Below are 19643 nucleotides of genomic sequence, written 5' to 3'. Positions count from 1 at the left end.
TGTCTAATATTATATATAGCTTCATTAGTTAAGTTCTTGGCTATATGGCACAAATATTTTAAAATTTTAAATTCTTTCTTACTAAGATGTTTTACCTGTTGTTTTAATGTTAAATACATATATAATCACCTCCTTTTCATCAGAGATATTATACCATGTATTCTACATTTTATCTGTCAAAAAAGTAATATTTTTTATTTATTTTTAAATATTTTTAAAGTTTTTAAAACCCCACAACAGTGGGAAGCGTCGTTCACATAAATACGCTACCATTTATGCAGTTCTCATGGCATATGTACTCCTTAATAAATTAAGGAGATTAGCCTTGAACTTCTTGTTATCTCTAACAAGCACAGACTATATCTTATCCATATCCTGTTTCAAGGACTTAGGCGAAACCACTTCCAATACCAATTGCTTGTATTGTACTCCCCTCACGAGGGATAGTCGTTGAACTTTCCTTTTCAGGATTAGCTGCTGATTGTCTATTATCATAATGTTTAGGATTTAACCTTGCACCATCCAGTATATTTTTTCTGCTTTCGCCACCATCACACTTATACCATATTTGAACGAAGGTATTATGTTGTGGTTATACTAGCTTTAAGAGTTCCCAGCAATTCAGTTTCTTTGTTGCACAGTTCTTTCTGTGTCTACATACAAGTTTCCCCATATGCTTACTAAAATTTTCGTGCAATTCATCTCACGACTAAAGTTGCGAGTGTTCTTGCACTATTTAATAAACTTGATTTTTTGGAATCAAAATATATTCTGCATAACTTCCATCAAATTTTCTTCCCATGCCATTCATCATCGAAAAAACTTTGTCGCCTTTTTTAAAATCACTGTTAGATGAATCTTCCACAATGCCGACACACTCAATCCCAATTACTCTTGGAAGTTTTACCGATGGCGAATCTCCTTGACGAGTAAAAATTTCAGCTCTATTTATTCCAAATGCCTTTATTTTCACAAGAATCCAATCTTTTTTCACTTCTGGAATTGGAACATTTTTTATTTTCATTTCTTCAGCACTACACGGTTTTTCAAGCACCATTACTTTCATAAATTTTCTTTTCATAAATTTTAACTTCCTTCCTTTTGTTTTTTTATTTTTAAAACATTTTATCATTTTTATAAAAAATATTTGACTTTTTAATTACTATATGGTAATATAAATTTACGATATAGTAATATCTTTATGTGAATATATTATCATATAGTAATAATTTTGTAAAGGAGGAAAATACTATGAAATCAAATTCTGGATTTTATATAAGCAGAATAAAACAAGTAAATACTAGACTTTTGAATAAATTTTTGGCACAAAAAAATATAACGGCGTTTAATGGAGAACAAGGTCGAATTTTGTATGTGCTTTGGGAAAATGATAGGATTAGTAACAGAGAATTGTCAAAAAAATCTGGTCTTGCTATGAGTTCGCTTACAACGATGCTTGAGCGGATGGAAGAAAAAAATTTATTGATACGAAAATTTTTTCCGACTGATAAACGAAAAAGTTTAATTTTTTTAACGGATTATGCGAAATCTTTGAAAAGTGAATATGATGAAATTTCTGACAAAATGACTGAAATCTCTTTTAAAGGAATTTCAGATGAGGAGAGATTGGCTTTTGAGGCGACTTTAGAAAAAGTTTTGTATAATTTTGAAAAAGCTGAACAGGAATTTAATAAAAAATAATTTAAAATACTGAACAAAATTTGAAATTTATAAAATTTATAAAAATTTATTTGGTATTTAACTGGAGGTAAATGAATGATAGAATTTATCAATGTTGGAATGACTTATCCAAATGGGAATATTGGATTAAAAAATATAAACTTGACTATAAAGGAGTCTGAAATTACGGTTTTTATTGGACCGTCTGGGAGCGGGAAAACTACGCTTTTGAAAATGATAAATAGGCTAGAAGATGCGACTTCTGGTAAAATAAAAATAAAAGGGAAAAATATTTTTGATTATAATATTCATAAAATGCGTTGGAATATGGGGTATGTATTACAGCAAGTAGCTTTATTTCCACATTTGACAGTAGAGGAGAATATTGGAATTGTACCTGAACTGAAAGGATGGAAAAAAGAAAAAATTAAAGAAAGAACGGAAGAACTAATGGAGATGGTTGATCTGAAAAGTGAAAAATATTTGAAGAGACTGCCATCTGAACTATCTGGAGGAGAAGCACAAAGAATTGGTATTGCAAGGGCATTGGCAGGGAATCCTGAAATTATATTGATGGATGAACCTTTTAGCGCATTGGATCCGATTACAAGGAAAAGTTTGCAAAAAGATATAAAAGAACTGCAGCAGAAAATTAATAAGACAATTGTCTTTGTGACACATGATATTGAAGAGGCATTTTATTTAGGAGATAGAATTTTTATAATTAAAAGTGGGGAAATTATTCAATCTGGAACAAAATCTGAATTAATTAATAACCCAAAAAATGAATTTGTGAAAAAATTTATTAATTTAGAAACGAATAAAGATTTAGAAAGCAAAATTAATAAAAAAATTATAAAAAAACTGAAGGAAAAAGGGGAATACGATAAATTAGTTTTAGAAATTGAAGGAGGAGATTTATGATTAAACAATTTTTTCAAGTATTTTATGAACGTAAGGAAGAGTTTTTTCAAGCTATTTTTGAACATATCCAAATTTCTTTTTATGCTCTTGTAATTGCCTTAATTATTGCGATTCCACTTGGAATATACTTGACTTACAAAAAGAAAATTTCAGAAATAATTATCGGACTTACAGCAATAATGCAAACTATACCATCACTCGCACTGCTCGGACTATTAATTCCAATTATGGGAATAGGGAAAAAACCAGCAATTACAGCACTTGTAATTTATGCATTGCTTCCAATTTTAAGAAATACTTATACAGGAATAAATGGAGTAGATCCAGTATATATGGTAGCTTCAAGAGCTATGGGAATGAATAAAGTACAACAACTCTTCAAAATTCAGTTACCACTTGCAATGCCTGTAATTATGGCAGGAATTCGTACAGCGACAGTTCTTATTATTGGAACAGCAACACTAGCTTCACTAATTGGTGCAGGAGGACTTGGAAAACTGATTTTACTTGGACTTGATAGAAATAATATGAATTTAATTTTACTTGGAGCAATTCCATCGGCATTATTAGCAATTTTATTTGATTTTGTATTAAGAAAATTGGAAAATAAAAATTGGAAAGTGATTATAATTTCATTTATTTCTGTATTTTTAATATTTTTTTCTGGAAATTTAATTATGAATAAGCAAAGTAAAAAAGATAGAATTGTTATTTCAGGTAAATTAGGAACTGAGCCAGAAATATTAATAAATATGTATAAACTTTTAATTGAAGATGAAATGAAAAATGTAGATGTTGAATTAAAATCAGGATTCGGAACAACATCTTTTAACTTCAATGCGTTAAAGTCAGGAGAAGTTGACATCTATCCAGAATTTACAGGAACAATAGTGTTTACTTTTCTTAATGAAACACCAGTTAGCAATGTTAAAGAGCAAGTTTATGAACAGGCTAAAAATGGAATTTTAAAAAGATATAATATGGTTTTATTAAAACCAATGGAATATAATAATACTTATGCAATTGGAGTTACAAAAAAATTTGCAAAAGAAAATAATCTTAGTAAAATATCAGATTTAGCACGTGTAAAAGATAAAGCTAAAGTTGGATTTACAAGAGAGTTTGCAGATAGAGAAGATGGTTATAAAGGGATGAAAAAACTCTACAAGTTTGAATTTGCTAATGTTAAGGAATTTGAACCAAAATTACGATATGTGGCAGTACAAAGCAATGATATAAATGTAATAGATGCCTATTCTACAGATAGTGAGTTAGAACAGTATAAGATAACCGTTTTGCAAGATGACAAGAGATTGTTTCCTCCATATCAGGGAGCACCTTTAATGCGAAGTGAAACTTTGAAAAAATATCCTAAATTAGAACAAATTTTAAACAAATTACATAATAAAATAACAGATAGTGAAATGCGTAAAATGAATTTTGAAGTAGGAGTCAATGGAAAAAAGGCTAAAGATGTGGCTATGGAATATTTAATAAAAAATAGATTGATTAAAAAATAGAATAAATTTTTAATTTTAAATAAAATAAAAAGAGAGTGTCTCATTAAAATGTAATATTGAACCCCATTTATTATTTACTAGCAAGGGGCTTTAACCCCTTGTAAAAAAATTTATGAACAGCCTGTTGTTTAAATGGGAGATAGTACAAAAAATAAGTAAGACCTCTCTTTTTTTATTTGTAATTGTTAGATATATATTTATTTAAAATTTATATTACATCATTCCAAGATAAGCTGCACCTAATATTCCTGCATCATTTCCAAGAGTAGCTGTAACAAGTCTCAAGTTTTCAAGAGTTGACGGGAATGCAATATCTTTTAGTTTTTCTTTTACACGGTCAAATAAAATATCTCCAGCAAGTGCAACTCCGCCACCGACCACAACAATTTCAGGATCTAATGTGCTAAGTAAATTTCCGATACCTAAGGCTAATTGTTCAGCTTCATAATCTACGATTTCAAGAGAAAATTTATCGTCTTTTTTAGCTGCATCAAATACATCTTTTGCTTCTAATTCTCTACCTTTTGTTATTTCATAAAGTAAATTTTGTTTGTTTACTGCAAGACGGCTGTTTGCTTCACGGATTATTCCAGTAGCAGAAGCATAAGCTTCCCAGCATCCTTTTTGTCCACATCCACATAATTTTCCATTTGGCTCGATCTTTATATGTCCAACTTCTCCTCCAGCACCATTTTCACCACTGACAAGTTTTCCATCGACAATAATTCCACCACCAATTCCAGTTCCAACGGCAAGTCCTAATACATTTTTATATCCTTTGGCTGCACCCTTCCACATTTCTCCAAGTGTAATAACATTAACATCATTGTCAACTTTTACTGGTTTTCCAAGATTTTTTTCAAATTCTAATGCAAGGTCAACTCCATTTTTCCAAGGGAAATTTGCCCAAAATTTAACGATTCTAGAATTTAGCACAGGACCTGGAACACCAACACCAACTGATAAAACATGGTCAAAATTGACATTGCTTCCTTCAATTTGGTTAAGCAAAATTTTTGATAATCTTTGGATTGTTTCAGAAAATCCTTCCATTGAATCAGTTTTTACAATAGTTTTAAAAATAATATTTCCTTTTTCATCTACAAGTCCAATTTTTGTATTAGTTCCTCCTAAATCAATTCCAACATAATATTTCATAAGACCTCCTAATTATATTTTTTATTTTATAGCAATCAATTCTAGTTTTAAGCAACACTAAAAAATTAGGCTATATTTTATGAGTCAATCCATTTTTCATTTTTTAATTTTTAGTAAACTTTTTAGGTGGATTAACTATATTTTACTATACAAGTATAGTTCAAAATCTTTTTAAAATTATACTCGAACCCGTTCAAAATTGAACTATTAAAAGTTATATAAATTTAGGGTTTGAGTAAAATAGTCATAGCTTTTGAGTTCGGTTTTAAATCAGTTTTACTATAAATATAAATTATTACATTTCAGTATAAGTCTACCTCATTTATTTATCATTGTCAATATTATATTAAAATTATTCTTGTGCCATTTCTTTTGATTTTTCTGTACAAGCTTTTACGGCTTGTATCACGGTTCCTCTAAATTTTCCATCTTCTAGTGCCTTTAGAGCTGCAATCGTAGTTCCTCCTGGTGAAGTTACTTCATCTTTCAAAATACCTGGATGTTTTTTTGTTTCAAGCATCATTTTAGCAGAACCTAAAACAGTTTGAGCAATGATTTTATAAGCCTTTTCTCTTGGCATGCCTTCCAAAACGCCTCCATCAGCAAGAGCTTCTATAAATACATAGACATATGCTGGAAGAGAACCACTGATTCCAGTATAAGCATGCATAAGTTTTTCTTCAATTTCTATACTTTTTCCAAAACTATCTAATAATTTGAAAATTACTTTTTTTTCAGTTTCTTCAATGTTTGGATTAAATGAAACTGCTGTCATTCCCTCCATTACTTGAGCAGGTGTATTTGGCATAGTTCTTACCACTTTTTTATCACTTCCAATATTTTTTTCAATAAAATCAATACTAACTCCAGCTGCAATTGATAAAATTATAGTATTTTTATTCAATTTATCTTTAATTTTTTTCAAAACTATTGGCACAATATTTGGTTTTACTGAAAGAATAATAATATTACTTTTTTCTGCAAGTTCAATTTCATTTTGCCCTTTTTTTACACCATATTCTTTTACTAATTTTTCGATTTTTTCTTGATTTGAATCAAAAACAGTAATATCATCGTTTACAAGAAAATTAGAAGTTATGATTCCTTTTAATATTGAACTTCCCATATTTCCTGTTCCGATAATTCCTAATTCCATCTTAAATCAGCTCCTTTTTTATATTTTCACTTATTGTCCATTTTTCACTTTAAAAATCTTTTTACTTTTTTTATAAACAGTTTCATTAATTTCCAATTTTAAATTTACAAGGCATGCTATTACAAAAAAATAATCTGAAAGTCTATTTATATACTGAAGTCCAATTTTGTTTATTTCTTCGCCATCCTCAATTACAGCAACCATTTTTCTTTCAAGATTTCGTGTATTTGACCGAATCAAATGAAACATACTAGAAATTTTGCTTCCACCTGGAATTATAAAATACTCAAGTTTAGGAAGCAGTGGAATATATTCGTCCATCCTTTGTTCAAGCCACTTCACATCATCAATTTTTTGCTTATATTCTCGCAGTCCATGAGGTATTGCAAGATCGCTTCCACAGTCAAATAATTGCTGCTGAATATTTTCACATTCCTTGCGAATTTCTCCCAAAACTTTATTTAATTTATCATTTTCTCGAATTTCAGCTACAATAACTCCAAGTAGTGAACAGACTTCATCCATTGTTCCGTATGCCTGTACTCTCACATTAGTTTTGCTCACACGTTTTCCGCCAGCAAGCCTTGTAAAGCCTTCATCACCATATTTTGTGTATATTTTCATAAATTCTCAACTTTCTTTATAGAAATTTTTTTAGTTTTCAAGTTTTTCCAGTAATCCGACGACTTCAATATGCCCAGTCTGCGGGAACATATCCACAGGAGTAATTTTCCTTAATACATACCCATTTTCAGACAAAATCTTCACATCCCGTGCAAAAGTTGCAGGATTGCAAGAAATATAAACAATTTTTTCAATTTTATTCTGTATAACACTCTTTAATGCTGACTCTTCGATTCCTCGTCTTGGCGGGTCAAAAACTATTGCTCCGACATCTTCTCTCTTCAAAATTTTTGGCAGTTCCTTCTCAACTTTTCCATTTACAAATTCTACATTTTGAATGGAGTTTTCATAAGAAGTTAGCTTTGCAGCAAGTGTTGAACTTTCTACACTTTCAATTCCAATAACTTTTTTTATGTTTTTGGAAAGCATCATTGCAATTGTTCCAGTCCCTGAAAATGCATCAATTACTGTTTTTTCATAAAATTTATTATTTTTTTCTTCATTTAGAAATTCAATCGCTGTATCATACAATTTAAGTGCCTGTTTTTTATTAATTTGAAAAAATGAATTTGGATAAATCTTGAATTTTAATCCTTCCATTTCTTCTTCCAAATACTGGCTTCCAAATAAATGGACATTTTTACCTAAAATTACATTATTCTGTTCAGTTTTTACAGAAATATAGATTGATTTTATGCAGTCATCTTCATCATACATTTCTTCCAGCACTTTTGAAAGCTGATTATACTGCGAATTTTTATTCACGACAACAACTATCATAACTTCATTTTTTTCATTATTTCTAACCATTATCTGCTTCAAAAAACCAGTATTATTTACTTCATTAAAAACTTTAAATTCCTTTTTTGTACCTGCAAAACTATTTACTTTCTGCAAAAATTTATCAATAATTATTTTGGCAATTTCTGATTTTAAAAGACTTTCTTTAGCCGAAAATACGTTGTGGGACTTTCTTGAATAAAATCCTGTCTGAATAATTCCAGCTTTTTTGAAAAATGGTTCGGCTGTTTTATTCCTATAATTAACCTTTTTATCGCTTCCAATAATATTTTCAATTTGTAAATTCTCCAAATCAATTTCAGCAATTTTCTTAAGTACTTCTTCAAGCATCTTACCCTTATATTCAAGCTGTTTCTCATATTTAAGCATTCCAAAATCACAGCCATCAAAATCCTCAAAACTAATTTTGGACAAATCCTCAATTCTGTCTTTTGATGGTTCAATTATCCTAGTTATAAGCCCTCTTGCATACGACTTTTTTACCGAGATAATCTCCACTTCCAATTTATCTCCTGGTACACTCATCGGCACAAATACTGCAAATCCATCAACTCTTCCAAGTCCTTCTCCACCAAATACTATTTTTTCTATTTTAATTTCCAGTTTTTGCCCAACTTCATAATTGTTTTTTATTTTATTCATCTTATTCCTTTTTTATTTTAAATATTCCAAAATATTTTTCAATTGTAATCCCATTCCAATTTTTAAACTTTCCTCATCAATATTAAATTTAGGATGGTGCAAATCATAGATTAAGCCTTTTTCTTCCATTCTTGTTCCTAGTCTAAAAAAACATCCTGGAATTTCGTTTAAAAAGTAACTTACATCTTCAACATCCATTCTAGGCTGTTTTATTAGTTCCAAAGCATTTTTACCATACAAATCAATAATATTATTTTCCACTCTTTTTGTCATTTCGTCATTATTAATTACAGGTGCATAACCACGTACAATATCAACATTTGCTGTTCCACCTAATGCTTCCACAAACTTAGGCAAATCTCTTTCTAATGTTTCAATTATAAATGTTCGTGTTTCTTCAGACATTGTTCTAGCTGTCCCCTTCATTTCCACCTTGTCACAAACAACATTATCAGCAAAACCTCCATTAAACGCCCCAATTGTAATTACAGCCTCTTCTCTTGGATCAATTCTTCGGCTAACTATTGACTGCAAGTATTCCATAACTTTTGCACCGATTAAAATTGTGTCAATTCCTTTATGAGGCAAAGCGGCATGGGCAGAAATTCCATTTATTGTAAGGTGTATTCTTGCTGATGAAGCATGTGCCTTTCCATATTTTATTCCAATTTTCCCAAGTTCTATTTCTGGAGCCATGTGTAATGCAAAAAAAGCATCTATTTTTCTATCTTTTTCCTTTTCAAATTTTAATGCTCCAGCTTTTATCATTCTGTCTGATCCTCCAGAAGTTTCCTCTGCAGGCTGAAAGAAAAATCTTACAGTTCCGTGCCATTTATCCTTATTTTCTGCCAAAACTTTAGCTGCTCCAAGCTGAATAGTTGTATGTGCATCGTGTCCGCAAGCATGCATTTTCCCGGGATTTTTAGATTTATAATCGACATTATTTTCTTCCAAAATCGGCAATGCATCAATATCTGCACGAGTTGCAACTGTTTTGTTTTCCATATTTTCCTTATCATTATAAATAGTCGCAACAACTCCTGTATTTATAATTTCAAAAAATTCAATCCCATTTTCTGTCAAAAATCTTTTTATCAATTTACTTGTTTCAAATTCTTCATCCCCAAGTTCAGGATTTTCGTGAATAGTTCTTCTAACTTTTACCATTTCATCATAAATTTTATCAACATTTTCCTTTATAAATTTATTTATCTCTTGTGAATTCATTTTTATCACATCACTTTCTAAAAAATTATTTAATTTCATTATACCAAAAAATATTGGCTTTGTAAATTTTTGAAAAATAAATAATTATGTATCATAAAATTAATTTAAAATTTAATTTATACTATTACCCATTAAAACAATGAAGTTTTTATAATTTCGTTAGCAAGGGGTCAAGACCCCTTGTCAGAAATTAAACAGGAAATCATTTCTTTTTTTCAAATGAGAGTTAGTATTAAAAGTTATGAGTATCTTACTTGAAATCTAAGTTTATATGATTTTTATGATAGTTTAAATTTGAATTAGTTTGAGTATAATTTATAATCAAATTAATTTTAAAATTAGTTTAATAAGCAAAAAATTTGACAATCATAAATTTTGGGTATATAATATTATTACTATCAAAATAAATTTATAGAAAGGGGAAAAGAAAAATGCTGTTACATTATTTTACTGCTGGTGGAATATTTATGTGGGGGATACTGCTGGCTTCTATTTTTGGAATAGCAGTAATTTTGGAAAAAATATGTGTGTTCTTTATGAAAGAAAAAGATTTTACAGAAGAATACAGAAAAAATTTGTATAAAATTTTGAAGACCAAGAACAAAAAAGAGATAATAAAAATTACAAAAGATAAAAAAGATTCGGTTTCCAAAATTATTACGAAAACAATGGAAAATATAGAGGAAAGTCAAATTGAGGATATGCGACGAGAATCCCTTGAGGATATAATAAGGGAGGCAATTTTAGGTCAGACAGAAAAGCTTGAAAAAGGAATGTGGCTTCTTGGAGCGGTTGTAAATACAGCACCTCAGATAGGACTTCTTGGAACTGTTACAGGAATGATAACTTCATTTTCGGCATTGTCATCAAATAATACGGAAAGTGCAAAAATGGTCGCTGCAGGTATATCAGAAGCCCTTTATACAACTGCATATGGGCTTATTGTTGCTATACCGTTTCTTATATTTTATAACTATTTTAACAGAAGAATAGATGCGATAGTTTTAGAAATGGAAAGGGCAGCGTCTTATATCATGAGAAGAGTTAATACTGAAAGGAATTAAAAATGAAATTTTCTAATAGAAGAGTAAATAAAAATGCTGAAATCTCAATGCTCAATCTTATTGATGTCATTTTTATGCTGTTAATATTCTTTATGATTGCAACAACGTTTAATAAATATTCACAGTTTCAGTTATCAGTGCCAAAATCTAATGCAAAATTTGACAGAAAAAAAGAAGATAAAGCTGAAATAATAGTAGACAGGAAGAAGAAGTATTTCTTAAAAATAAATGAAAACTTAAAGAAGATTTCCGAGGAAAATCTTCATAATGAAATTTTGAAACTTCCTAAAAATTTGAGTGAAAATATTACGTTAACGGCTGATGAACATCTTGAGTATGGATATATAGTTGACATAATGTCCAAATTACGGAATGAAAATGTAAAAAATATAAGTCTCAATATACAAAAAAATAATAAATAAGAGAATATAAAAAATGAAGAAAGGAGAAGTATGACAGACGTATACGATTGTCATACAAAATGAAACTATGTTAAAAAAAATTACAATTTTAAGCTTGATTTTAGCTGCTTTTTCTTTACATGCAGAAGGAAAATATGAAGGAAAGCTTCAGGAAACAGTTGTTACAGCAACAGGGTTCAGCGATAATATCGATAACCAAATAAAGAATATTACTGTTATTACAAATCAGGATATAGCAGATAAGGGTTATAATAATGTGGAAGAAATATTAAGAAGAGCTCCAGGAATTAATTTTGTAAATAATAATTTTGGAAATATAGTCGATATAAGAGGACAAGGAACTGAAAAAGCCTCAGGACGTGTAAAAATTCTTTTAGATGGAATACCTATGAATATTCTTGATTTATCACATGGATTGGTTCCTATAAATACGGTTTCGGTTGAAGACATTGAAAAAATTGAAGTAATTAATGGAGGCGGTTCTGTTTTATATGGAAATGGAACTGCAGGAGGAGTAGTTAATATTATTACTAAAAAAGGAATTAAAGAAGGAGCAAGCGGAAAGATATATTATCAAAACAGTTCTTATGGAACAAATAAATTAGGATTTAGTGCAGGATTAAATTTGAGCGATAAGTTAATTCTTGATTTAGGATATGAAACTATAAATGGTCGTGGTTATAGGGAAAATGATAAAACTTCATCAAAATTCTTAAAAGGTGGATTAACTTACAATATAACGGATAAACAGAGCTTGAAATTCAAGGCTACAAGATATAATGATGAGTACAAAGAATCAAGTGGCATAACTTCAGATCAAATTGCTAAAAATAGAAAACAGTCAGGTGACACATTAACATTTGGGAATGCTGTAAGAAAAGAATATTCGCTAGAATATAATATAAAGCCTTCTGAAAATTTTGAATTATTGGTGTCAGGCTACAATCAGAAAATGAAAAGAGATTACGATCAAAAGGATTTGACAACTTATACTGACGGATTGTTTCAGGATAGAAAAAAAGGAATAGGGATAAAAGGAAACTACAACTATGGCTTAGGCAATTTAGTATTTGGATATGAATATATTGACAACGATATGTTAAGAAAAGCATTAAATTCTTATACTATAGCTATGGGAAGAAGATATGTGAAAGCGAAATCGGATACAACTGTAAATTTATCAAAAGACACACATTCTATATATTTATTGGATAGACATAACTTAACTAGCAAACTGGAAGGAACATTAGGATATAGATATGAAAATTCAAGATATAAAATTGACAGAAATTCAAAAGGGAGTATGATGGGAATAACTCTTTCAGATGATTCTATAAATGTAAGTAAAAAGGGGCATAACAATGCTTATGAAGCAGGGCTTAATTATAAATATTCAGATACAGGAAATATTTATGCAAAATATGAAAAAGGATATAGATCGCCAAGTCCTACAGAAATGGTTGATAAAAGCACTTTGACAGGGTACAGCTTAAATAATATAAGACCAGAAATATATGATACATATGAGATAGGATTAAAAGATATGATAGGCAGCTCTTTTGTAAGTCTTACAGGATTTTATACAAAAACTAAAGATGAAATCTTTATAAATTGGGGAGCAGGAGGACATGGGAGAAACTGGACTTATAAAAATGTACAAGAAACAGAAAGAAAAGGAGCTGAAGCATTTGCGGAACAGTATTTGGGGAAATTCAGAATTAACGAATCACTTTCTTATGTAAATGCAAAAGTAAGTAAAGGAACTGAAAAGGGGAATAAAATTCCATATGTGTCATCAACCAAAGCAACTTTAGGTGGAGTTTATGACATTGCAGAAGGTATTGCTGTAAAAGCAGACTTAAATTATTATTCAAGTTCAAAAGATCAGAGCGGATATAAGATAAAATCTTATACAACAGCAGATTTATCGGCAAGTTATAAAAATAACGGAGGATTAAAATTAGAAGCGGGAATTAAAAATTTATTTGATAAAAAATATTATATATATCAGGATGCAGGAAGTAATGTCTATAAACCTGCAGATGAAAGAACATACTTTATAGGAGCAAGCTATGAATTCTAGTATAAATATGAAAAAAATATATTTAGCATTGTCACTGCTTCTGATTATATTTATATTTATAGCACTTTCCCTTGGAGATACAAAAATATCACTAAAAGAAATAATGAATCTTTTAACAGATAAAAATTTTATAGATAAAAGAAATATAAAGTCAATACTTTTTGATGTAAGATTACCGAGAATATTTATGGCAATTTTAATAGGAATGCTATTGGCGAGTTCTGGGACAGTTGTTCAGACTGTCTTCCAGAATCCTTTGGCAGATCCTTATATAATTGGAATATCTGCAAGTGCAACTTTTGGAGCAGTAATTGCATATATGCTCAATTTGCCTGATGTAATGTATGGAGTATTGGGATTTGTAACTTCAGTAATTGTATCTTTTATTATATTCAGACTTTCAAAATCTAAGACAAAAACTGATATAACAACATTGCTGATTGTGGGAATATCTATTTCTTCCTTTCTGGGAGCATTCACTTCCTTTTGCATGTACATGATAGGACAGGATTCTTTCAGAATAGTGGCATGGATGATGGGATACGTGGGAGCAGCATCATGGATGAAAGTTTCCATTCTCACAGTTCCTCTTGTTATATCAATTATGTATTTTTATTTGAAAAGACATGAACTGGATCTTTTATTGAGTGGAGATGAAGAAGCTCATTCCTTGGGACTGAATGTAGGAAAATTAAAAAAAAATATGCTTATTATTTCGTCACTTATTGTAGGATTTTCAGTAGCATTTACTGGAATGATTGGTTTTGTAGGTCTTATTGTGCCGCACACTATAAGATTGATAACAAAAAGCAGCAGCAATACAAAGCTGATTCCATTATCTACATTAGGTGGAGGTCTATTTTTACTTGTATGTGATACAATTGGAAGAATAGTGATAAACCCTGTTGAAATTCCAATAGGAGTTGTAACTGCATTTTTTGGAGCTCCTTTTTTTCTGTATCTTGCAATAATAAGAAGAAGAGGTGTATAAGAAAATGAAAAAAGATATTTCAATAGAAAATACCAGTTTTAGTTATGACTTAGGCGAGAAAAATCTGCTTGACAAGATAAATTTAAATATAGAAAAGGGAAAATTCATCGGGATTTTAGGGCCTAATGGATGTGGAAAATCGACACTTCTAAAAGTGATATTAAAATATCTGAATCCAAAAGAAGGAATTATTAAAATTGAAAATAAGGAATTGAAGGAGTATACACAGTCGGAACTTGCTGAAATATTAAGTTTTGTTCCGCAGAAATCATCTATTACAATGCCTTTGGCAGTGGAAGATGTTGTCTATATGGGAAGAGTTCCTTATATAAAAAATAAGTGGACAGGATTTGACAGAGAAGACAGAGAAAAAGTGGAAAAAATAATGAAGATGCTAAAAATAGATAAATTTAAAAACAGAGGTGTTCTTTCATTGTCGGGAGGAGAATTTCAGAGGGTTCTTCTGGCAAGAGCATTAGTACAGAATACAAATATAATGCTGCTTGATGAGCCTACTTCAGCTCTTGATATGAATTACGCACTGGAGATAATGAGACTTACTTCATATTTTGTAAAAAATGAAAGTCTTACAGCAGTGATGGTGCTTCATGATTTGAATCTGGCTTCAATGTATTGCGACAGCATAATATTACTGAAAAATGGGAAAATAGCATATGAAGGTACTCCAAAGGAACTTTTCAGGCCTGAAATTCTGAAAGAGATATATGGATTTAATTGTAAAGTGATAGAAAATAACGGTTTTTCTTATGTGATACCGAATAAGATTTAGGAGGCAAAAGCAATGAAAAATATTAAAATAGAAAAATTGACAAAATATAGTTTATTTATTCTAGTCTTATTATTTACAGCTTTTTCGTGTGGCAAAAGGGAAAATAAAAAAGCTGAAGTAAATGATAAAAGTGAGAAACAATATAACAGAATAGTTGTTCTTGATCCAGCGACTGTAGAGATGACATATCTTCTTGGAAGTGAAGATAAACTTGTCGGAATTGCCAGACTGGAAAAGTCTAAAATTTGGCCTGAAGAAAAAACAAAAAAACTTGAAAGTGTTGGGACATTTATAAATCCATCGCTGGAAAAAATAATAGCGTTGAACCCTGATTTAGTAATTGAGTCTTTTCATTCGTCAGATGCAATAGAAAAAAGATTAACAGAAAATAATATTAAAGTTATAAAAATGCAGGCAAATTCAATAGAAGATATATTTAAAAATTTTCAGAAAATAGCAAAAATTCTTGGTAAAGAAGAAGAGGCAGAAAAAATAATTACTGAAAAAAGACAGAAAATAGAAGAAATAAAAAAAATGACCAAAGATGAACAAAAAGGTCTGTTTATACTGGCACCTACACCAATGAGAGTTTTTGGTAAAGGGACATTGCCTAATGATATTATGGAAATGCTGAAAATTAAAAATATTGCAGCAGGAATGAAAGGGATGAGTCCTACTTTGACACCAGAATACATAATAAAAGAAAATCCCGATATAATTCTGACATTTGTAAAGAATCCTCAGGAAATAGTAAAGGCAAATCCTCAGATAAAGGATATCAATGCAATAAAAAATAATAAATTTATTGTTCTGGAAACAAGTCAAATATTGAGGGGATCACCTAGAATGATAGATTATATAGCTGACATTTATCAAAAGACGAAATAAATTTTTTAAAAGTTGTAAAGAAGGGAAAAAAATGAAATTTTACATAATTTCAATTATTTTAAATGTAATGGCACTCTTTATTCCAGCTGTTTATTATAATCCTGGTAGTAAAAGAGAAAGGAACAAACATAATGAAGTAGTAACTGTAAATTTAAATGGAAATGTATTTAACAATACTTCCAAAGGGGAAGAGCAGAAAAGTGACAAATCTAATTTTTCGGACAAAAATGATAAAAATAGAGAAGTTTATAAAAAAGATATATATTCTCAGCTATCTCAGAAAGAAAACTTGAGTGAAATTCCAAGAGTGCAAAGAAAAAAACAAAGGTTAGAAAATTCCTCAACTTTTTTACAAAATAAAAGACTGATTTCAAAAGTTTCCAAATCTGATAAAAAAACATCTGTTTCAAAAACCTTGCCTGTTCCAAACGTTCAGTCTTCACAAAATTCTGATAAAATTGCCAAAAATATTATAAATTCTTCGCCCTCGGAAGCTGTCGATAAAACTGATCAAAGTATTGAAAAAATATCTAGAAATGCCAGTGAATCATCCTTTGGTAATTCAGTTAAATCATTACAAAGAAGTGGCAGAATATCTAGAAATGGAGATGACTCACTTATAAATTCTGAAAATGCAGCGGGTGTAAAGCATTTAGTACAAAGAAATGGGACAGAAGGAACTGGCAGTATCAGGTATTCACACAAGAGATTAGAAAAAACTTTAGGAAAATCTAATGAAGAAGCTGGTGAAGGGCGTAAGAAAATAGCAGGTAGCAGAGAAGGTAAAAATACAGATGTATGTAACGAAGGAAAAGACTTTACAGTATCATATAATCCAAACTTGAAATATCCTATTGCAGCACAAAGACTTGGAAATAAAGGAGACGTTGTAGTGATGGTAAGACTCCGTTTTAATAGTGGCGGTTCAGTTAGCGTAGTTTCAGCTTCAGGAGGAAGCGGAGTATTTCAGCAGGAGGCAAAAAGTGCAGCAAGTAGAATAAGAGTAAACATAAAAAATCCTGATACGTTAAAATGTACAATATCAAAACCATTTAAATTTGAATTAAAATAATTAGATATTTTAAACATAAAAAATATGATATAATATAGAAAATGGAGGAAAAAATAATGATAAAAGAAATTTTAGAACATATGAATCACGAGCATAAGGATGTACTTCCGCTGTATGTTCGTTACTTTAGTAACAGAGGAAAAGAAGTTAAGGAAGCAGAACTATTGGATATAAATGAAGAGGAAATGACTTTAAAAGTGAACGGCAGTGAAGAAGTAAAAGTAAGACTTACCAAAAAAACAAATCTTGAAGACTTGCATATGGAGCTTGTAAAAATGGCTAAAATGGCAAGGGAAGCATTGGGAATACCAAGAAAAGTTCCCTGTAAACATTCAAAAAAAAATAGTGATGTATGAAGTATAAATATGAATAGGAGTGTCGTAAAAGCAGGAGATAAAATATGTCAAATAAAATTTTAGGTTATGCAAAAAATCAAGAACACAATAAAGTGAACAAGACACAGCTTGGAGCTGCAGGTTATCCTAGTGAAAAGAGTGAAACTGTAACTGAAGATGAAGAAAAAGGGAACTTTAAAAAAAGATTTAAATCTCATGCAGATTCAAGTGGTTTAGTTTCAAATCATTTCCAAAAAAATAAGAAAATGATAACAGAAACTGAACTATTTGAACTACTGGAAAATCCTGCCAAGGAAAAAGAAGGAGTGATATATGTACATATTCCTTATTGTGATAAAATATGTTCCTTTTGCAATCTTAACAGAAAAAAATTAGATAATGATTTAGAAGATTATACAAATTTTCTTGTATCTGAATTTGAAAAATATGGAAAAACACCATATATGAAAAGTAAAGAAATAAAGGTAGTATTTTTTGGAGGAGGTACCCCTACAATATTGAAGGAGCATCAGCTTGAAAAAATATTTAAAAGCATACATGAAAACTATAATTTGTCAGATGACTGTGAATTTACTCTTGAAACAACTCTGCATAATCTGAATTTAAATAAAATAAAAGTTTTGGAAAAATACGGAGTAAACAGACTAAGTGTAGGAATACAGTCATTTGCTGAAAAGGGAAGAAATATGCTGAATAGAACATTTACTAAAGAAGAAACAATAAAAAGGCTTAAGAAATTAAAAGAAAACTTTAGTGGATTGGTATGTACAGATATTATATATAACTATCCTGAAGAAACAGTAGAAGAAGTTATAGAGGACGCAAAAATTATAGCTGATTTGGAAATCGACAGTACAAGCTTTTATTCACTTATGATTCATGAAGGTTCGAAAATGTCAAGAGATATACAGGAAAATACATTTGAATTGAATTATCAGTTGGAAACTGACAGAAAACTTCATCATGCTTTTCTTGAGAAATTGCTGGCAACAGGAGAATATGAAGTTATGGAACATACAAAAGTTGTCAGAAAAGGAAAAGACAGATATAATTATATAAGATTTACACATAAAGGAGCCGACATACTGCCAATAGGAGTTGGAGCTGGCGGAAAGATTGCCGATACTAATATTTTCAGGATAAATAATGAAAAAGCATTTTATATGCTGTCAGAAAATACAGAAGAGGAAAATAGATTTAAAAGAATAAATGGATTATTTCAATATCCCAAAGTATATTTTTCAGCCTTGAAAAAGTATGTTTCAGAAGAAATGTTTGAAGAACTTTATAAGTTATTCAAAAATTTTGAAGCTAAGGGATATATGAAGATATATGATACACATATGGAACTCACAACAGAAGGGATTTTCTGGGGAAATAATATAAGTAGTGTTGTTTTAAAAAAATGTCTAGGAGGAAATAGAAATGAAAAAGCTGGTAATATTTTCCACATTGACGGGAAATACAGAAAAAATAGCTAATGCAATATTTTCAGTAATTGAGGGTGAAAAGAAATTGTTAAATGTAGAAGATTCAGATAAAATAAACATTGAAGACTATGATAAGATAATAGTTGGATACTGGGTTGACAAAGGTGATGCTGATGAAAAAATGAAGGCATTTATGTCAAAAATAAGAAATAAAACTGTGTCATCATTTGGGACACTTGGATCAAAATCTGATTCAGAATATGCAAAAAAATGTATGACTATAGTGCGAAAATTTCTTGAATCTAATGGAAACAAAGTTGAAAAGGAATTTATTTGCCAAGGTGCCATTTCTCCTCAACTGATTGAAAAATTCAGAAAAATGACTAAAGAAGGTATCCTTACAGGACATCATGCTGTAACTCCTGAAACTGAAAAAAGATGGGCAGAAGCTGCAAAACATCCTAATGAAACTGATATTGAAAATGCAAAGAAAGTGTTTCAAAATGTTTAATTTAGATAAAATTATTTTAGGTTTAACAAGACTTATATCAAAAATTTTTTTAATCTCTAATAACTGTTAAGATTAGAAATGAAGTAAATGGTTATGGAATTGAAAAAATATCAAAAGAGTGTCCAGAATTTTGTGTAAACTCAAAATATAATATATGGCACAGGATGGTATTTTTATCATCCTGTTTGAGTATATAAAAAGTTTTGAAAAAATTAATTTTAAAGATATTCTCTTAATTTCTATTTTTTAAAAATAAAATCCCTAACCTTTTCAGCAACTTCCTTTTTAGCAAAAAATAATTTCT

At 29.8% G+C, this 19643-nt stretch carries 19 protein-coding genes; 13 read left to right on the top strand and 6 right to left on the bottom strand.

The genetic code is table 11. The features are described from left to right. Positions 1 to 736 precede the first annotated feature (736 nt). On the bottom strand, positions 737 to 1081 hold the full coding sequence (locus ACO409_RS07545; protein ID WP_485556170.1) for an alcohol dehydrogenase catalytic domain-containing protein: 345 nt from the start codon (positions 1079 to 1081) through the stop codon (positions 737 to 739). 170 nt (positions 1082 to 1251) lie between these two features. On the opposite strand from ACO409_RS07545, the gene ACO409_RS07540 reads away from it, so the two are divergent. From ACO409_RS07540 to ACO409_RS07530, 3 genes are all read left to right on the top strand, one after another. Next, on the top strand, positions 1252 to 1701 hold the full coding sequence (locus tag ACO409_RS07540) for a MarR family transcriptional regulator (RefSeq protein ID WP_485556169.1): 450 nt from the start codon (positions 1252 to 1254) through the stop codon (positions 1699 to 1701). A 75-nt stretch (positions 1702 to 1776) separates the two neighbouring features. After that, a complete protein-coding gene (locus ACO409_RS07535; RefSeq protein ID WP_485556168.1) occupies positions 1777 to 2604 on the top strand; it encodes an ABC transporter ATP-binding protein in 828 nt (275 codons plus the stop codon). Continuing rightward, positions 2601 to 4124: an ABC transporter permease/substrate-binding protein gene (locus ACO409_RS07530; RefSeq protein ID WP_485556167.1), complete on the top strand. Its 1524-nt coding sequence runs from the start codon at positions 2601 to 2603 to the stop codon at positions 4122 to 4124. Before ACO409_RS07535 ends, ACO409_RS07530 begins: the two co-directional genes overlap by 4 nt. 213 nt (positions 4125 to 4337) lie before the next feature. Here the strand turns inward: ACO409_RS07530 and ACO409_RS07525 are convergent, their stop codons facing one another. The 5 genes from ACO409_RS07525 to ACO409_RS07505 all read right to left on the bottom strand — a co-directional run bounded on the left by ACO409_RS07525 (position 4338) and on the right by ACO409_RS07505 (position 9732). Next, a complete protein-coding gene (locus ACO409_RS07525) occupies positions 4338 to 5282 on the bottom strand; it encodes an ROK family protein (RefSeq protein WP_485556166.1) in 945 nt (314 codons plus the stop codon). A gap of 352 nt (positions 5283 to 5634) precedes the next feature. Further along, positions 5635 to 6438: a pyrroline-5-carboxylate reductase gene (proC, locus tag ACO409_RS07520; RefSeq protein ID WP_485556165.1), complete on the bottom strand. Its 804-nt coding sequence runs from the start codon at positions 6436 to 6438 to the stop codon at positions 5635 to 5637. Positions 6439 to 6468: 30 nt separating this feature from the next. Then, entirely contained in the window at positions 6469 to 7062 is a 594-nt protein-coding gene (locus tag ACO409_RS07515) for a cob(I)yrinic acid a,c-diamide adenosyltransferase (RefSeq protein ID WP_485556164.1), read from the bottom strand. A gap of 30 nt (positions 7063 to 7092) precedes the next feature. Beyond that, on the bottom strand, positions 7093 to 8505 hold the full coding sequence (rlmD, locus tag ACO409_RS07510; RefSeq protein WP_485556163.1) for a 23S rRNA (uracil(1939)-C(5))-methyltransferase RlmD: 1413 nt from the start codon (positions 8503 to 8505) through the stop codon (positions 7093 to 7095). 12 nt (positions 8506 to 8517) lie between these two features. Continuing rightward, positions 8518 to 9732 (bottom strand): M20 metallopeptidase family protein, encoded by a 1215-nt coding sequence (locus ACO409_RS07505; protein WP_485556172.1) that lies wholly within the window; start codon positions 9730 to 9732, stop codon positions 8518 to 8520. 431 nt (positions 9733 to 10163) lie between these two features. Here ACO409_RS07505 and ACO409_RS07500 point away from each other — a divergent pair, with 431 nt between their 5' ends. From ACO409_RS07500 to ACO409_RS07455, 10 genes are all read left to right on the top strand, one after another. Then, entirely contained in the window at positions 10164 to 10796 is a 633-nt protein-coding gene (locus tag ACO409_RS07500) for a MotA/TolQ/ExbB proton channel family protein (protein WP_485556162.1), read from the top strand. 2 nt (positions 10797 to 10798) lie between these two features. Further along, positions 10799 to 11218: an ExbD/TolR family protein gene (locus ACO409_RS07495; protein WP_485556161.1), complete on the top strand. Its 420-nt coding sequence runs from the start codon at positions 10799 to 10801 to the stop codon at positions 11216 to 11218. 67 nt (positions 11219 to 11285) lie between these two features. Then, the gene (locus ACO409_RS07490; protein WP_485556160.1) at positions 11286 to 13301 is read left to right on the top strand and encodes a TonB-dependent receptor; all 2016 of its coding nucleotides are present in this window, start codon (positions 11286 to 11288) and stop codon (positions 13299 to 13301) included. A 7-nt stretch (positions 13302 to 13308) separates the two neighbouring features. Next, positions 13309 to 14292 (top strand): FecCD family ABC transporter permease, encoded by a 984-nt coding sequence (locus tag ACO409_RS07485; protein WP_485556171.1) that lies wholly within the window; start codon positions 13309 to 13311, stop codon positions 14290 to 14292. Between the two features lie 4 nt (positions 14293 to 14296). After that, positions 14297 to 15082, top strand: a complete 786-nt coding sequence (locus tag ACO409_RS07480) for an ABC transporter ATP-binding protein (protein ID WP_485556159.1) — start codon at positions 14297 to 14299, stop codon at positions 15080 to 15082. A 12-nt stretch (positions 15083 to 15094) separates the two neighbouring features. Further along, complete coding sequence (locus ACO409_RS07475) at positions 15095 to 15970, top strand: ABC transporter substrate-binding protein (RefSeq protein WP_485556158.1); 876 nt, start codon at positions 15095 to 15097, stop codon at positions 15968 to 15970. 31 nt (positions 15971 to 16001) lie between these two features. Continuing rightward, a complete protein-coding gene (locus ACO409_RS07470) occupies positions 16002 to 17042 on the top strand; it encodes a TonB family protein (RefSeq protein ID WP_485556157.1) in 1041 nt (346 codons plus the stop codon). 56 nt (positions 17043 to 17098) lie between these two features. Beyond that, positions 17099 to 17398 carry a DUF2470 domain-containing protein gene (locus ACO409_RS07465; RefSeq protein ID WP_485556156.1) on the top strand — a complete coding sequence of 100 codons (300 nt, stop codon included), beginning with the start codon at positions 17099 to 17101 and terminating at the stop codon, positions 17396 to 17398. Positions 17399 to 17442: 44 nt separating this feature from the next. After that, positions 17443 to 18879 (top strand): coproporphyrinogen-III oxidase family protein, encoded by a 1437-nt coding sequence (locus ACO409_RS07460; protein WP_485556155.1) that lies wholly within the window; start codon positions 17443 to 17445, stop codon positions 18877 to 18879. Then, positions 18824 to 19339 (top strand): flavodoxin family protein, encoded by a 516-nt coding sequence (locus ACO409_RS07455; protein ID WP_485556154.1) that lies wholly within the window; start codon positions 18824 to 18826, stop codon positions 19337 to 19339. Before ACO409_RS07460 ends, ACO409_RS07455 begins: the two co-directional genes overlap by 56 nt. Positions 19340 to 19643 lie beyond the last annotated feature (304 nt).

This window comes from Leptotrichia sp. (assembly GCF_057270615.1).
This window is presented reverse-complemented; position numbering and strand designations above follow the sequence as displayed.

Bases quoted from the DNA above. Each gene is read 5' to 3' on its own strand.
- ACO409_RS07545 (WP_485556170.1), bottom strand. From the start codon at position 1,081: ATGAAAAGAAAATTTATGAAAGTAATGGTGCTTGAAAAACCGTGTAGT.
- ACO409_RS07540 (WP_485556169.1), top strand. From the start codon at position 1,252: ATGAAATCAAATTCTGGATTTTATATAAGCAGAATAAAACAAGTAAAT.
- ACO409_RS07535 (WP_485556168.1), top strand. From the start codon at position 1,777: ATGATAGAATTTATCAATGTTGGAATGACTTATCCAAATGGGAATATT.
- ACO409_RS07530 (WP_485556167.1), top strand. From the start codon at position 2,601: ATGATTAAACAATTTTTTCAAGTATTTTATGAACGTAAGGAAGAGTTT.
- ACO409_RS07525 (WP_485556166.1), bottom strand. From the start codon at position 5,282: ATGAAATATTATGTTGGAATTGATTTAGGAGGAACTAATACAAAAATT.
- proC (WP_485556165.1), bottom strand. From the start codon at position 6,438: ATGGAATTAGGAATTATCGGAACAGGAAATATGGGAAGTTCAATATTA.
- ACO409_RS07515 (WP_485556164.1), bottom strand. From the start codon at position 7,062: ATGAAAATATACACAAAATATGGTGATGAAGGCTTTACAAGGCTTGCT.
- rlmD (WP_485556163.1), bottom strand. From the start codon at position 8,505: ATGAATAAAATAAAAAACAATTATGAAGTTGGGCAAAAACTGGAAATT.
- ACO409_RS07505 (WP_485556172.1), bottom strand. From the start codon at position 9,732: ATGAATTCACAAGAGATAAATAAATTTATAAAGGAAAATGTTGATAAA.
- ACO409_RS07500 (WP_485556162.1), top strand. From the start codon at position 10,164: ATGCTGTTACATTATTTTACTGCTGGTGGAATATTTATGTGGGGGATA.
- ACO409_RS07495 (WP_485556161.1), top strand. From the start codon at position 10,799: ATGAAATTTTCTAATAGAAGAGTAAATAAAAATGCTGAAATCTCAATG.
- ACO409_RS07490 (WP_485556160.1), top strand. From the start codon at position 11,286: ATGTTAAAAAAAATTACAATTTTAAGCTTGATTTTAGCTGCTTTTTCT.
- ACO409_RS07485 (WP_485556171.1), top strand. From the start codon at position 13,309: ATGAAAAAAATATATTTAGCATTGTCACTGCTTCTGATTATATTTATA.
- ACO409_RS07480 (WP_485556159.1), top strand. From the start codon at position 14,297: ATGAAAAAAGATATTTCAATAGAAAATACCAGTTTTAGTTATGACTTA.
- ACO409_RS07475 (WP_485556158.1), top strand. From the start codon at position 15,095: ATGAAAAATATTAAAATAGAAAAATTGACAAAATATAGTTTATTTATT.
- ACO409_RS07470 (WP_485556157.1), top strand. From the start codon at position 16,002: ATGAAATTTTACATAATTTCAATTATTTTAAATGTAATGGCACTCTTT.
- ACO409_RS07465 (WP_485556156.1), top strand. From the start codon at position 17,099: ATGATAAAAGAAATTTTAGAACATATGAATCACGAGCATAAGGATGTA.
- ACO409_RS07460 (WP_485556155.1), top strand. From the start codon at position 17,443: ATGTCAAATAAAATTTTAGGTTATGCAAAAAATCAAGAACACAATAAA.
- ACO409_RS07455 (WP_485556154.1), top strand. From the start codon at position 18,824: ATGAAAAAGCTGGTAATATTTTCCACATTGACGGGAAATACAGAAAAA.